This window comes from Dactylosporangium cerinum, from assembly GCF_042653625.1.
GTDB classification, from domain to species: Bacteria; Actinomycetota; Actinomycetes; order Mycobacteriales; family Micromonosporaceae; genus Dactylosporangium; species Dactylosporangium cerinum.
The window spans coordinates 1-14,188 of sequence record NZ_JBHSIU010000075.1 but is presented as its reverse complement, the minus strand read 5'-3'; the positions used below and the strand labels follow the sequence as shown (position 1 = coordinate 14,188).

11 protein-coding genes and 2 pseudogenes are annotated in these 14,188 nt (G+C 70.0%); 10 read left to right on the top strand and 3 right to left on the bottom strand.

Annotated features, from left to right (window positions below; translation table 11 throughout):
• Nucleotides 1-177: 177 nt before the first annotated feature.
• From ACFPIJ_RS47510 to ACFPIJ_RS47495, 4 genes and pseudogenes are all read left to right on the top strand, one after another.
• Nucleotides 178-285 (top strand): annotated as a pseudogene (locus ACFPIJ_RS47510) (zinc ribbon domain-containing protein); the annotation flags it as partial.
• Nucleotides 286-571: 286 nt separating this feature from the next.
• On the top strand, nucleotides 572-1,663 hold the full coding sequence (locus ACFPIJ_RS47505; protein ID WP_380126104.1) for a DUF6069 family protein: 1,092 nt from the start codon (nucleotides 572-574) through the stop codon (nucleotides 1,661-1,663).
• Nucleotides 1,664-1,727: 64 nt separating this feature from the next.
• Nucleotides 1,728-2,141: a DUF6069 family protein gene (locus ACFPIJ_RS47500; protein ID WP_380126103.1), complete on the top strand. Its 414-nt coding sequence runs from the start codon at nucleotides 1,728-1,730 to the stop codon at nucleotides 2,139-2,141.
• 27 nt (nucleotides 2,142-2,168) lie between these two features.
• Entirely contained in the window at nucleotides 2,169-3,470 is a 1,302-nt protein-coding gene (locus ACFPIJ_RS47495) for a hypothetical protein (protein WP_380126102.1), read from the top strand.
• A gap of 235 nt (nucleotides 3,471-3,705) precedes the next feature.
• Here ACFPIJ_RS47495 and ACFPIJ_RS47490 read toward each other — a convergent pair whose 3' ends face one another.
• The gene (locus ACFPIJ_RS47490; protein ID WP_380126101.1) at nucleotides 3,706-4,683 is read right to left on the bottom strand and encodes an SMP-30/gluconolactonase/LRE family protein; all 978 of its coding nucleotides are present in this window, start codon (nucleotides 4,681-4,683) and stop codon (nucleotides 3,706-3,708) included.
• A gap of 96 nt (nucleotides 4,684-4,779) precedes the next feature.
• On the opposite strand from ACFPIJ_RS47490, the gene ACFPIJ_RS47485 reads away from it, so the two are divergent.
• On the top strand, nucleotides 4,780-5,220 hold the full coding sequence (locus tag ACFPIJ_RS47485) for an Lrp/AsnC family transcriptional regulator (RefSeq protein WP_380126100.1): 441 nt from the start codon (nucleotides 4,780-4,782) through the stop codon (nucleotides 5,218-5,220).
• A gap of 6 nt (nucleotides 5,221-5,226) precedes the next feature.
• On the opposite strand, the gene ACFPIJ_RS47480 is transcribed toward ACFPIJ_RS47485, so the two are convergent.
• Complete coding sequence (locus ACFPIJ_RS47480; RefSeq protein WP_380126099.1) at nucleotides 5,227-6,015, bottom strand: hypothetical protein; 789 nt, start codon at nucleotides 6,013-6,015, stop codon at nucleotides 5,227-5,229.
• 182 nt (nucleotides 6,016-6,197) lie between these two features.
• On the opposite strand from ACFPIJ_RS47480, the gene ACFPIJ_RS47475 reads away from it, so the two are divergent.
• From ACFPIJ_RS47475 to ACFPIJ_RS47455, 5 genes are all read left to right on the top strand, one after another.
• The gene (locus ACFPIJ_RS47475; RefSeq protein WP_380126098.1) at nucleotides 6,198-7,634 is read left to right on the top strand and encodes a VMAP-C domain-containing protein; all 1,437 of its coding nucleotides are present in this window, start codon (nucleotides 6,198-6,200) and stop codon (nucleotides 7,632-7,634) included.
• A complete protein-coding gene (locus tag ACFPIJ_RS47470) occupies nucleotides 7,627-8,649 on the top strand; it encodes an AAA family ATPase (protein WP_380126097.1) in 1,023 nt (340 codons plus the stop codon). Before ACFPIJ_RS47475 ends, ACFPIJ_RS47470 begins: the two co-directional genes overlap by 8 nt.
• Nucleotides 8,649-10,178, top strand: coding sequence for an SAV_2336 N-terminal domain-related protein (locus ACFPIJ_RS47465; RefSeq protein WP_380126096.1), 1,530 nt, complete (start codon nucleotides 8,649-8,651; stop codon nucleotides 10,176-10,178). The genes ACFPIJ_RS47470 and ACFPIJ_RS47465 overlap by 1 nt, the downstream gene beginning before the upstream one ends.
• A gap of 163 nt (nucleotides 10,179-10,341) precedes the next feature.
• Nucleotides 10,342-12,642 carry a tetratricopeptide repeat protein gene (locus ACFPIJ_RS47460; RefSeq protein WP_380126095.1) on the top strand — a complete coding sequence of 767 codons (2,301 nt, stop codon included), beginning with the start codon at nucleotides 10,342-10,344 and terminating at the stop codon, nucleotides 12,640-12,642.
• Between the two features lie 51 nt (nucleotides 12,643-12,693).
• On the top strand, nucleotides 12,694-13,929 hold the full coding sequence (locus ACFPIJ_RS47455; RefSeq protein WP_380126094.1) for an MFS transporter: 1,236 nt from the start codon (nucleotides 12,694-12,696) through the stop codon (nucleotides 13,927-13,929).
• Here the strand turns inward: ACFPIJ_RS47455 and ACFPIJ_RS47450 are convergent.
• Nucleotides 13,917-14,188: pseudogene (locus ACFPIJ_RS47450) on the bottom strand (hypothetical protein); the annotation flags it as partial. The gene ACFPIJ_RS47455 and the pseudogene ACFPIJ_RS47450 overlap by 13 nt on opposite strands.

Below are 14,188 nucleotides of genomic sequence, written 5' to 3'. Positions count from 1 at the left end.
AATCTCAAGAACACCGAACTTGCCAACCTCTGCCCCGACATCCTCGACGACGCCGACACCGCCGCCCACACCGGACTGCACCGCATCGGCAGTAGCTACCAACTCTGCTTCAACTTCCTTGACCACACCGGCCTACGACTATGACCTTCACCCAAAAACCGAAAGATCTTTAAGACGGTGTGGAACGGTGGTCGGCTGGTGGTTGCCGGCCGCTGGTATCCGTCGAGCAAGACCTGTTCATGCTGCGGCGCGGTGAAAGCCAAACTGCGCCTGGGTGAGCGGATGTACGCGTGCACCGAATGCGGCCTGGTCCTGGACCGGGATGTCAACGCCGCACGCAACCTCGCCGCCTCGCTACGCACTCCGCGGACGTGGGCACGGGTGGGGTGGTATCCGCCGGGAGTGGCTCGGTGGCAGGACGGGGAGCCAACCAGAAGACCCACCCCGGTGGGCAGGAGGCGAGGAACCGTCAACCCGGCACCGCGTCAGCGGATCAGACCGGGACCGTCCCGTCGCAAGACAGGACTGCCGCATGAGCGCCAAAGAAAACTCAGCGGCAACGGAGCGCAGTATGACCACCACACCCACCTCGAGCCGCGCCGCCACTGCACGCATCGGTGCGCTGATCGGCGTCGGCGTCGCCGCCGCGGTCATCGCGAGCGCGGCCACCACGGCCGTCGCGGCCGTCGGCCGCGCTGCCGGGATCAGCCTCACCATGAACGATGAAGCCATCCCGGTCAGCGGGTTCGGCGCCCTGACCGCCATCTTCTCGTTGGTCGGCGTCGTGCTCGCCGTGGTGCTGGCCCGCTTCACCCGGCACCCGCGCCGGATCTTCGTGCGCACCATAGTGGCGCTCACCGCCCTGTCGCTGCTGCCGGACGTGCTCTCCATCGCCGCACCCGCCACGAAGGCGCTGTTCATGAGCGCCCACCTGATCGCCGCCGCGATCGTGATCCCCGCTGTCGCGCACGGCAACGGCGCGCAACAGTGGACGCTGCAGTCCGACGGCGCGGTCGAGGCACTCGGCAAGTGCCTGGACGTCCCGGGTGGGCAGACCGGCAACGGCACCCAGCTCTGGCTGTGGGACTGCACCGGCGGTGCCAACCAGCAGTGGCGGCCGGGACCGAACGGCGCGCTGGTCAACCCGTCGTCCGGCCGCTGCCTGGACAGCCCGGGCGGCTCGACCTCGGTCGGGGCGCGGCTGCAGATCTGGGACTGCGTCGGCAACGCCGCGCAACGGTTCACCCTGCCGGCGCGGGTCGCGGGACAGATCACCGGCGTGGCCAACCGCTGCGTCGACATCCAGGGCGTGTCGGCCGGGGACGCCGCCAACGGCAGGGCGGTCGGGCTGTGGGACTGCAACGGCCTGTCGTGGCAGCAGTGGACGGTCCGCGGCGACGGCGAGATCCAGGCGTCGGCCGGAGCCGGGCGATGCCTGGAGACGCCCGGCGGGGCCACCGCGCCCGGCACCGCCGTGCAGGTGTGGGACTGCGCGGGCTCGCCGTGGACGAACCAGAAATGGTGGGTCCGCAGTGACGGCTCGATCGTCAACCTCAGGTCCAACCTGTGCCTGGACACCCAGAACGGCGCCACCGGCAACGGCACCCGACTGGTGATCAACCCGTGTGACGGGCGGGCGTCCCAGCGCTGGCGTCGTCCTTGACAGGTGCTTCCCCTTCCCTATAGTGGTTGCAGATTGCAATCACTATAGGGAAGGGGAACGCAGCATGACCACCACCCCAACCGCGAACACTGCCACCAGACCACGCATCGGCGTGCTGATCGGGGTCGGCGTCGCCGCCGCGGTCATCGCGAGCGTGGCCACCACGGCCGTCGCGGCCGCCGGCCGCGCCGCCGGGATCAGCCTCACCATGAACGGTGAAGCCATCCCGGTCAGCGGGTTCGGCGCCCTGACCGCCATCTTTTCGTTGGTCGGCGTCGTGCTCGCCGTGGTGCTGGCCCGCTTCACCCGGCACCCGCGCCGGATCTTCGTACGCACCACAGTGGCGCTCACCGCCCTGTCGCTGCTGCCGGACGTGCTGTCCACCGCCGCGCCGGGCACGAAGGCGCTGTTCATGACCGCCCACCTCGTCGCCGCCGCCATCGTGATCTCCGCCGTTGCGCGCCGCCTGTCCCCCTGACGGCCACCACCGAGGACAATGTGCCGGGTGATCAGCTCATACAGCGTGTGGGATGCGACGGGTGACGGCGTCCCGGCGTTGCTCGGCAAGCAACGACCGGCCGACGTGATCCCGGCCGGGCTGCTGGGATTGCTGGTGTCCACTGGTGTGTGGTCGGTCCGGCGGGTGCTGTGGCACGTCGAGCGCCTTCCGGTGCCCGAGGACCGCGGTGACGCCGTCGCCTGCCTCGCGCCGCACCTGCCGGCCGCCCACCTCGGGGAGGTGCTGGCCATCGCCGCCGCCATCACCGAGCCGCCCGTCCGGGCCATGGCGTTGGCCGCGCTAGTCCCGCATCTGCCCGACGAGCAGCGAACCATCGCCCTGCGGCACGCCACAGCCGCGGCCTTGACCAGTCGATCTTCGCGGATCAGTGCGTTGACGAGCCTCGCACCGCACCTGCCGGAGCACCAGCGCGACACCGTCCTGCGGCCGGACGTGACCGCGATACTCGATGCGAGCTTCGGCGAGAATCGGATGTTCATGCTCGGTGACTTCGCGCCGCACCTGCCGGCCGACCTGCTCGCCGAGGTGTCAGCCAAGGCGTGCGCCTTCACCGACGAGGACCGGCGTGGCAAGGCCTTGGTCGCGCTCGCACCACACCTGCCGACCGCCGCACTGATCAGTCAGGCGTGGGCCGCAGCCGAAGCCATCACCGGTGGCTCCGGCAGGGCCAAGGCGATGGCGGCGCTCGCACCGCGCGTGTCCGCCGAGCGCCGCCCCTCGACCCTGCAGCAGGCGTTGGCCGCGGCGGGCGCTGTCATCGAGCCGCACGCCCGCGCCGAGACGCTGGCCGGTCTCATCGCGCACCTACCGGACGACCAGCGCGCCGCCGTGCTGGAGCAGGCACTCACCGCCGCCGCCGCCATCACCGACCACCTCTACGGCAACGCCGTGCCGGTTGACGCGATAGCGGCGCTCGCCCCACACCTGCCCGCCGGCCGGCGGTCCGCCGTCCTGGGCCGCACGCTGCGGGCCGCCGGCGCCATCGGCCGCGAGAACTGGCGCATGTTCGAACTCAGCCGCCTTGCGCCGCACCTACCGCCCGAACTGCGGACCGAAGCGCTGGCCATGATGGCCGGGATCGGCCGCGAGCAGTGGCGAGCCGCAGGGTTGGCGTTCATCGGACCGCACCTGTCGGCCGGCCAGCTCACCGAAGCGGTCGCCGTCGCCGACGCCATCCAGGACGCCTACTGGCAGGCCCACGCCATCGCCGGGCTCGCGTGGCACCTGCCGCCCGCCGAACGCACCCGCGCCGTGGCAGCCCTGACCATCGTCACCCCGGAACGCTGAGACGCCCTACGTGCAGGTGCCGGTGGGCAGACCGCGGGCCCGCCGATGCGCTGCAGCACCCTCGCCACGTCGTACGGGCGCGCGGGCGTCTCCTGCCGCAGCGCGGCGACGAGTGGCAAGCACCGCATGCGACCCGGCAGCACGCAGTTGCGTCTTCGCGGCCGCCCGTCGAGCTGCGTCGGGGTCGCTCAGCTGGGCGATCAGCACGGCGGCGTCCATGGTCGCCGAGGCCGTCTCAGGGCATTCTCCCGGTCCCGGGAATGGGTGCGTCCAACCAGGGTCGGCGTCCGGGTCCGGTCGGGTGGGTGCCCGTGACACCCGTGACGACGGAGTACAGGCTGGTCTCGGCGGTGATGAAGAGGCGGTTGCGTTTGGTGCCGCCCCAGGAGATGTTGGCCACCGACTCGGGGACCAGCAGCCGCCCGAGCAGGGTGCCGTCAGGGTCGTAGCAGTGCACGCCGTCGCCCATCGCGGCGGCCCAGAGACGGCCGGCGTCGTCGAAGCGGAGGTTGTCGAAGCGGGCGTTGTCGCGGGCGGCCGCTTCGGCGAAGACCCGGCCCTCGGACAGGGTGCCGTTGTCCCGGACGTCGAAGACCCGGATGACGCCGGCGCGGGTGTCGGAGACGAACAGCTGCCGCTCGTCGGCGGAGAAGACCAGGCCGTTGGGTGCGCCGAAGCAGTCCGCGACGAGTCCGACGTCGCCGGTGGCGGGGTCGACGCGGTAGACGTTGTTGGACCCGATCTCGCTGTCGGCGCGGTACCCCTCGTAGTCGCTGGTGATGCCGAAGTCGGGGTCGGAGAACCAGATCGAACCATCGGATTTGACCGCCGCGTCGTTCGGGCTGTTCAGGCGCTTGCCCTGCCACCGGTCGGCGAGCACGGTGACGGTGCCGTCGTGTTCGGTGCGGGTCACCCGGCGGTTGCCCTGTTCGCAGGTGACCAGCCGGCCCTGGCGGTCCAGGGTGTTGCCGTTGGTGTGCCCGGCGTTGCGGCGGAAGACGCTGACGGCGCCGGTCTCTTCGTCCCAGCGCAGCATCCGGTCGTTGGGGATGTCGCTCCAGACCACGTGCCGCCAGGCGGGAACGTAGATCGGGCCCTCCGCCCAACGGCAGCCGGTGTACAGGATCTCGAGCCGGTCGTCACCGTTCATGCACCGCCCGGCACGGAACCTGTCGTCGAACATCTCGTACAGCGGGGGAGCGTCGCCACCCATGAACTCTTCCTCCTCGTATGCCGAACCACATTTGGTTGGAGCTCCAGATTGGAGGATGTTGTACAGTGAACGCAAGCTCAGGCAGAACGGAGATCCGTGGATCACATCGATCGAGCACTGGTGGCGAAGCTGCAGGAGGACGCCGGCCAGTCGTATGCCGGGCTGGGGCAGGCCGTCGGTCTCTCCGCCGGCGCGGCCCACGAGCGCGTGCGGAAACTGCGGGAACGCGGCGTCATCCGGCGCACCACGGTCGACGTGGACCCGGCCGCGGTGGGCGGTGGTGTCCTGGCCTTCGTAATGGTCGACTCCACCTCGTGGATGGGTGACTCGGCCGACGACTTCGCGGCGCTCCCCGAGATCCTCGAGGCGCACGTCATCGCGGGCAGCGCGTCGGTCCTGGTGAAGGTCAGGACGACGACCACGGCACAACTGCAGGACGTCCTCCGCCGCATCTACGCGATCGGCGGGGTCAGCGGGACGCAGGCCACGGTGGTGCTGGAGACCTTCTTCGAACGCCCCGTCTCCCCGCTGGTGTGACGACCCTTACGGTATGGGCGGGCCGCCCGCGGCGGCTCCCTCGACCCGTTCGTCGCCGTCGTTGCGTGGCAGTTGCGGCGACGGCTTCGACGGCCGGCTCGGCAGCGCCACGATCAGCCCCCCGATCGCGGCCACGATGACAGCCGGGATCAGCCCGAGCGCCGCCTCGTCGGTGCTCATGTGGCTGCCGACGGCGGCGGCGGACACGACGACGACCGCGCCCCCGGCGAGGCCGATGAACAGCAGGAACAGCCCGACGCCCCGCCGCTGCACGGCGAACCGCCGGGGGAGCGCGACCACGAGCCCGAGCAACGCCAGCCCGCCGCCGACGTAGACGAGCACGACACCGTCGCTCCAGTCCCCGGCCCGGAACGCCAGCACCACCGCCCACATCCCGCCGACGATGACCCCGCGCACCACGGGCAGCCACCACGGGTCCGGCCCGCGCGGCACGTCGGTCCCGCGCAGCACGAGTACGCCGAGGATCACCAGCGGCGCGCCGATGACCGCCCCGATCGCCATCGCCGTCCAGAACGCCTCGCTGGTGAACAGCGTGGTGTCGTCCCAGTACAGGGTGGCCGTGCTGTACATCGCGACCGGGGCGGCGGCGCCGGTGACGACGAGGCCCCAGCCCAGCGACCGCCGGTGCCCGGACCACAGCAGCGAGACCAGGGCAAGGACGACGACCTCACCACCGACGGCGATCTGCACCTCGTCGTGATCCAGCACCGGCCCGACAGCGGTCGCGAACAGCCCGTAGGCGAGCGTGACCCAGTTGATCACCATTCCGAGCACAGCCCGCGCTGTGTCTGATGCCTCGCGCATCTCGTCAAAGTAGCGACCATCGACAACGAACAGTCCGGTCGACTGTGTCGGTGAGCTGACTGCGGCCCGTTGCCACCGGAGCGCCCGGCCTCTCGTCGTCGTCCGTCAGTTGTAGGGTGGGCGCGGTTCTGCGTCGGCTGGGCGAGAGGTACTTGACCGGAGTCGTGTTAGGCATTGAAGAACTGCGCGGGCTTGTCGATGCCTTCCTCGTCATCGACAACATGTACGTGGAGAACCATCGAACGCTGCTCGTGGAGCTGGTCGAGCAGGACCTGGGCACGCGCACGATCTCGAACCGGCGGGCTTTCGGCAGCACGGCCCGGCACGACGTCTTCGAGATCATCCAAGGTCTGGCCGGGCAGCCGACCGGCCTGACGGTCATGTGTCAGGCGTTGCGGCTGATCGAGCCGGAATCCAGCGAGGTCGCTGCGTTCGAAGCGCTGTGCCGCAAGTATCGTCCGGCTCCGCTCCTGACGGACGGGGAGCGGCAGTCGTTGCACGAGATTCTGGGTGGCCTGCCATCGCCGCCGGAGCTTGAGTCGGCCGTGCGTTTTGCGCTCGACCGGGGCGATGTTCCCAGGCTGGCCGCGCATCTGGATCTCTACGTCGCTGTCGAAGAACTCGAGGCGCGGGTGTCGGCGCAACCACTGTTCCGGTTTCTCGAGCGGTTGGTCGCCGACACGGCCGATGACGGATCGACCGCCGATCTCACGGAATGGTGCGACCAGCACGCCGCGAAACTCGGCATCACCGACGCCTGGTTGACGAAACTGCGGACCGAGTTGGGCACCGCACCGCGGTCCTCACCCACCGGCCTGATCATCCAGCTGCTCCCAGACGCTGCCGACGACCAGCGCTTCTATCCGACCATCTGGCTGTACGAGCATCAGCGGTTCCATCGGATCTCGGACGACTTCGCCGAACCGTGCCCGCTGGGCGAGGTCGAGCGGCTCGCCGCCGAGCTGATCGACAAACACATCCATCCGGTTGGCGGCGAGGCGTTCATCGAGTTCATCCTGCCGTGCGACCGGCTGAACGAGCCGGTGGAGACCTGGAGGGCCGGCACGACGGACGGCGGGTCGGCCGAGATCGGTGTGCTGTACAAGGTCGTGGTCAGGGTGCTGGACCGCCTGGACTTCGTCGCTGGGGGCACGGCGGCGCGAGCGGCCTGGCGGTTCGACCGGCTCAGCTCCTCCCGGACGTATGACCCGGCCGTCGTGACCTGGTTCGACAGCCACCACGACGAAGTCAGCGAGGAGTGGCTGTGCGTCGCGCTCGTGGCGCCGGAGGTCAGGTATTCGCAGCGGCCGTTGCAGAGCGTGGTGCGCAGCGGGGCACCTGCCGCCATCTGGCACCGCGACCACCGGAGCCTGCTCGAGCGGAGGGCCGCGCTCGACAGCATCCTGCTTACCCGGCCGGTCTCCATGCTCCCGGACATCGTCCGTCAGCAACGCAAGGCGGCGAAGCGTCCGCTGGCCCCGGAGCATCATGCCGGCCGGGGCGTCGTGCTGCTGTGGGAAGACCCTTCGCGGACGCCACCGCAGTGGTATCCGCTGTTCCCTCCGGAAGGATTACCCCCGAATGAGTGATTGGTTCATCTACACCGGCCAATCTGCACCGCATCAGCGCATCGACGAGCTGCCGCCGCCACCGAACTGGCGGAACTTCAAGGGCGACGATGAGTCGCCGGACGGCGACACCGAGCGGCGCCTCGGCTCAGCGGCGTTCCGGCTCAAGCCGGACGAGCAGACGTTGCAGATGGTCAACGCCGCGCTGTACCTGCGCCGGCCGCTGCTGATCTCAGGCAAGCCGGGAGCCGGAAAGTCGTCGCTGGCCTACGCCGTGGCGAAGGAACTCAACCTGGGGCCGGTCCTGCGGTGGCCGATCACCAGTCGCTCCACCCTGCGCGACGGGCTGTACCACTACGATCCGATCGCGCGGCTCGGCGACGAGAACCTGCGCCAGTTGCAGCGTCGATCGACCGACGAATCCGGCACCGGCGGCGACGAGGGAACCGTCGCGAGCGTGGGCCAGTACATCCGGCTGGGTCCGCTCGGCACGGCGCTGCTGCCTGGGGCCCGCCCCAGGGCGCTGCTGATCGACGAGATCGACAAGGGGGACTTCGATCTCCCCAATGATCTGCTGAACATCTTTGAGGAAGGCGAGTACGGGATCGACGAACTTGCCCGCCTGTCGAGCCCGGCACCGGTGACGGTGCGGACCGCCGACCGCGACGCGACCGCGGACATCAGCGGTGGCCACGTCCGCTGCAAGGCCTTCCCGTTCGTGGTCCTGACCAGCAATGACGAGCGGGAGTTCCCGCCCGCGTTCCTGCGCCGCTGCCTGCGGCTGGACCTGACGGACCCGAAGGAGGAGCAGGTCGCCGCCATCGTGGCGGCGCACCTCGGCCCAGAGCTCGCGGCGGAGGCGAGGAGCCTCATCGCGGACTTCATCAGCCGGCGCAGCCACACCCAATTGGCCACCGACCAGCTGCTGAACGCTGTGTACATCGCGCTGTCCGGCAGCAGCCGCCCACCGCAGCAGACGCTCGGCGGGCTCATCGAGTCCATTCTTCGAGGGCTCTCGGGCGTGAGGAACGACTAGTGGACCGCCTCGTGCGGGTGCTCGCCGATGCGGGCGTGTCCGCGACCTGGAACGAACTCGCGGACGCACTCTGGCTCGCCCACCACATGAAGGCGGTCAAACCCGAGGGCACCGTCGACAGTGGACCGACGACCGTCGACCGGGCCGGCGACAGGCCGTCGGCGGCGGCATCCGGTGAGCTTGCGCCGCCCGTACCCATCGCTGCGGACCAGTCCATCGGGTCGCTGAGCAGCACGGACGTGTCCGGCGACGCTCAGCCGGACACACCTGTCTCCGTGGAACCTTCGGTGCCGGTGCACGCGCGCGCGAACGTGGCGCCCCCGTCGGGCATCGTGGCTGCCACGGCGATCGCCGCTCCGGCGGCGTACGCGCTGCGACACCAGCTCAGCATCGCCCGTGCGTTGCGGCCGATCGCCAGGACGGTGCCGTCGCGGTCGGTGTTCACGCTCGACGAGGCAGCGACCGCCGACCAGATCGCCGACCGCAGGGTCTGGACGCCGGTCCTGCGCCCGGTGCGGGAACGTGGCATGCGCCTGGTGCTCTTCGTCGACTCATCGAGCTCGCTGCGGTTCTGGCGCGAGGTGATCAGGGAGTTCGTCGCCGTACTGGAGCGGCTCGGCGCCTTTGCCAACGTCTCGGTGCTGTCGCTGCAGGACTGCCTGAGCGGCAGGGCCCAGGTTCCGGTCAGCGTGGGCTCGCCGTCGCTGCTGCTGTTCGTCACCGACGGCGTCGCCGAGATCTGGCAGACGGATGACCTCACCCGGCAGATCAGCAGGTGGGCCGAGCGCCACACCACCGCCGTCGTGACCCTCCTGCCCCAGCGGATGTGGTCGGCGACCGCGATCCGTACCGTCCCGGCAACGATCACCAGCACACTGTTCGCCGAGCCGAACGGACGGTGGGTGACGATGGTGAAGCGCGGAGTGCATGCTGTCGCCCCTCCGGTGCCGGTCCTCGAGCTCCGGCCGAGCTCCTTGGCGACCTTCGCCGCGCTGGTGCGGGGCACCGGCGCTCCCGTGCGTCTGCCGGTCTTGCAGGACCGCGCGAACCGTCCGATCCAGCGGCGGCCGGTGCGACCTGCCGCGGAGCTGGTCGAGACGTTCATGTCCGTGGCGTCCCCGACGGCCGCGGCCTTGGCGCGCCACCTTTCGGCCGTGCCCCTCAGCCTGCCGATCATGAGGGTGGTCCAGGCCGCGATGCTGCCCAGCTCGGAAACGGTCCACCTCGCCGAGTTCATGCTCAGCGGGCTGATCTACCGCTATCGTCCCGCCCCGGCGACGTCTGCCGGGGTACCTGAGTACGACTTCCGGCCGGGCGTACGCGAACTGCTGCTGGACCAGACCGATCGCTCCGACGCTGCCCGGATCTTGTTGAAGGTGTCCCGCTTCATGACCGATCGGTTCGGGCAACCAACCGACTTCGCGGCGCTGCTGGCCAACCCGGAGGGCACCCCGCTGCCGACGTTCGGCCCGGGCAGCACCGCGATCGCCGAGGTGACGGGAACGGTGCTGCGGCCGGCTGGGCGGTAGCTACGTCGACCTCGCCGACCGCCTCCATGCCGCCGCGACACCAGCGGCGCTCGACGAGAGCCCTACCACGACTCCGGTTGCCTTGCCGGTCCACACGGACGAACCGCAGCCGGGCGGTGCGCTGCAACAGGCGGATGCGATCGGCGAGCGGGTTCGGCAACTTTTGACGCTGGACGATGCCTCAGGCGCTATCGAGGTCTGTGTCTCGGGCCTTGCCGAGCTCGAAAGCCAGCCGTCCGAGAACTCGGAACTCGCCGTCGTCAAGCTGCGCCTCGAGTTGGTCACCGCGTACACGGCCGCCGGGCGCCTGGCCGATGCGCTGTCGTGCGCCGAGCGGGCGGTGGCGACCTGGAACGCACGGCACCTTTCCGCAGAGTCCGATCTGGACATTGAACTGCTGCGCCTCCTCGTGCACGCGCATGACCTCGTCCCGAAGCTTCGGCGGTCGCTCGGCCAGTACGACAGGGCCGACGACGCGCTCGCCGTGAGCGTGGAGTTCCTGCGGCTGGTCACCGTCCACCACCCGTCCTTCGCTGCCGCGCTGGCCGCAGCGCTGCCGCCGTTCGGTGAGATGCTCGCTGGCGCGGAGCGCTTCGCGGAGGCGGTCGCAGCGTACGAAGAAGCCCTCGCGATCTACAGACAGCTGTCCCGCGACGGTCGGGACAACTTCTTCCGTGAGCGTGCCGACCTGCTGGCCGCCATGGCGCGGCTGCACACCGTCACGGGACAGGTCGCCGCGGCCGAGGCATGTGCCCGCGACGCAATTGACTTCTACGAACGGTTCGCCACCGAACAACCGACCCTGGCGGCGACGGTCGCTGAGCAGATCACCGCCATGCGAAGCAGGCTCGTCCCGGACGTCACTCCGCCCCACAGCGACCAGGCGGCTCCGAGTGGACAGCGAAACTCGGGAAACTATCTGACGTTGAGGATCACTCCTCGGACTGCCGACACCGCTCGTGTCAGGAAGACGAAGCTGAAACATTGGCCCGGGATGAAGGTCACGTGGTTCGGTGGGGGCGCTGTCGTCCACTCAGGCGACGAGCCCAGCCCGGGCGCCGCGGCGCTGGTCGTTTCGCCGCACCGCGCCACCGAATGCGTGGTCGTGATCAGTTCGCATACCGTCAAGGTTCAGTCCGCGATGGTCGAGGAGTTGGCCGAGGTCCTCGCCAAGGGGCTCCCGAGTGGGTACACCGCGATGCGGTTCGTCGCCTGGGACGGCGCCTGCGCCACCAATGAGCGACCCGCCGCGGCACACCTGATCTCGATGCGGCTCGGGATCGACGTCATCGCCGCCGCTGGGCCGCTGCTCGGCGTGCCGGGCGGGTCGCTGTTCGCGCCGATCGGGCGGGGCGAGCGCCGCCCCGGCGGGTTCTGGCGGTTCCGGGCCGGTGCGCAGCCGACCCGGGTCGGCTGGCGGTTCCCGGCGCCGCAGTGGGAGGCGGACCTCAGCCAGGTGCCCGAGCAGACCGGCGACCTGGTCCTCGACCAGATCCCGGCGGGGTTGTGGCTGCACCGCCGGCGGCCCGGCAGTGTCACCGACCTGGCGTACTCGGTGCCGACGGACGACTCGCACCCGGCAATCATCCTGTCGCACCCCAGCGAGGAGCCGTTGCACCGCGACGGGCTCGTCCGGGCCTTGTTGGTCATCCCGGCGCCGGTGCTGGACCGGTGCGTCTTCACGCCCTACGGGCAGCGCCCGCTCCGTGACGGGCCGGTCGGGCCGGTTGTCGCCGACGTGCTGGGCCGGGCCGTGCACGTGCGCACCGGGCTGCCGCTGTGCGCGCCGGCCGGGCAGCGCGCCGTCGTCACCATCGACCAGAAGGGCCTGCCGTGCTGGCGGACGTTCGCCCGGGAGCTGTGGCACGCGCCGCGCACCGGTGCGCCGCGGCCGGTCGACTGGGTCAACCCGTGCCCCGACGTGCTCGACACGCCGGCGGGTGCGGCCACGTTCACGCTCGGCAGCGGCTGGGTCCTCGAGGTCATCCAGGCCGGGCTGTGGATCCGCCCGGAGCACCTGACCAACCCGGCCGACTGGATCCGCGGGCTGCCGGTCGACGTCAACCGCTGCGCCGTGATCATCGGCGCGCCCCATGCTGCCATGCCCGTGGCGCCAGGACGCACCATCGCGGTCGTGCTGGAGAAGCTGCCGGTCGACGCCCGGAAGCGGGCCTACCTCGCGGTGCCGCGGGGCGCCGGGACGGACGCCTTCATCCTCGCGGACGCTCTGCGCGACTCGCTGCCGGAGCCGAGTGAAGTCCAACTCGTCCAGTTGGTGAATCCGCTCCCTGGTGGGACCTGGCTCGACTTCCCGGCCGAATCGTCTTCCATGGCGCCGGTCCAGGGCGGGGCCGCCAGGTCTGCAAGCCGTGCGGACAACCCGGAGACGCTCGACAGCTACACGCGCCTTCTTGACGGAATCAGGCGTGCGAAGGAGTGGGACGAATCAAGCCCCGACAGCTGACACCGTAGCCTGAGCGGAACCGACACCTCGCTTCCCGAAGGTGGATGTGTTTTGTCTCTGTCGACCAAGACAGCTCAGCTGGACCCCTCGTTCTGGAAACTGTTCACCGCTTCTGCCGCGGCCACGTGTGCCGACGGAATCAGCAAGGTTTCGCTGCCGCTGCTCGCCGTGTCCCTGACGAGCAATCCCGTGCTCATCTCCGGCCTCACCGCGTTCGCGTTCCTGCCGTGGCTGCTGTTCGGCCTGCCGGGCGGGGCGCTGGTGGACCGGCTGGACCGCCGGCGTGCTATGTCGGCGGTCAACATCATGCGAGCCGTCCTGCTCGGCATCGTCGTCCTGCTCGTCGTCGTCGGGGTGGAACACATCCTGGTGCTCTATGCCGCCGCGTTCGCGCTGGGCCTGTGCCAGGTGGTGTACGACTCGGCGGCGCGGGCCATGTTGCCCCAGGTCGTCGGCCGCCACAATCTCGAGAAGGCCAACAGCTGGCTGACCGTCGAGGAGACCGTCGGGCAGAATTTCGTCGGACCACCGGTGGGCGCGGCGCTGTTCGGCGCGTTCCGTGCCCTGCCGTTCGTCGGCAGCGTGATCGGCTTTGCGGTGGCCGCGGTCCTCGTGCTCGCCGTGCCCGGTCGGTTCCGCGCCGCGCGCACCGCGGCCGGGCCCACGACCCTGCGCGCGGACATCGGTGAGGGACTGCGCTGGCTGTGGCGGCACCCGGTGCTCCGGGGACTGACCGTCCTCAGTGGACTGATCGCCGCGTTGCTGTCCATGGCCACGTCGCTCAACGTTCTGTACGCCCTGAACACGCTGCACCTGAGCGCATCGATGTACGGCATCCTGTTCATCGCACTGGGGATCGGCGGTCTTGCCGGGTCCGCCGTCGTCGGCCCTCTCACCGCCCGTCTCGGCCGCCCGCAGATGATCATCGCCGCCGCGGCGATCGCTCCGATCATGTGCGTCCTGCTCGGCACCGTGACGAATCTCTGGGCGGCAGGCGTGTGGTTCTTCGGCATGGCGGCGGGCATCACGATGTGGAACGTGCTGTCGATGTCGCTGCGGCAGGCAATGATTCCTGCCGAACTGTTCGGCCGGGTGCTCGGTGCCTACCGCGTAGCGCTGTGGGGCGGCATCCCATTGGGCGCACTGATCGGCGGCGCACTGGCCGAACAGACCGCCGTGTCGACGGCGTTCTTGGTGTCCGGCCTCGCCCAGCTCGTGGTCGTGCTCCTGATATCCCGGCTGATCACCCGGCACCGGCAGGTGATCGTGAGTTCCTACGAGTCCTGATCGGACGTGGCCGCTGCGGTGGGTTTGTTCAGCGTGCCAGAACCTCGGTGGATTGCCGTGACTCGGGTGCGCTCTTGTGCATGGGCTCCTTGGGTTCCGGGTGTCGCGGCAGCGTCGCGCAGCGCCGCCTCGATCCGGCGGTTGGTGGTCATGGTGGCGGTGACGGCGGTCATGGTGAGGAGGAGGCCGGCGGCGGTGTAGAGCGGTGTGCGGATGTCGTAGGTGGAGGCGAGCCAGCCGCCGAGGAAGGCGCCGATTG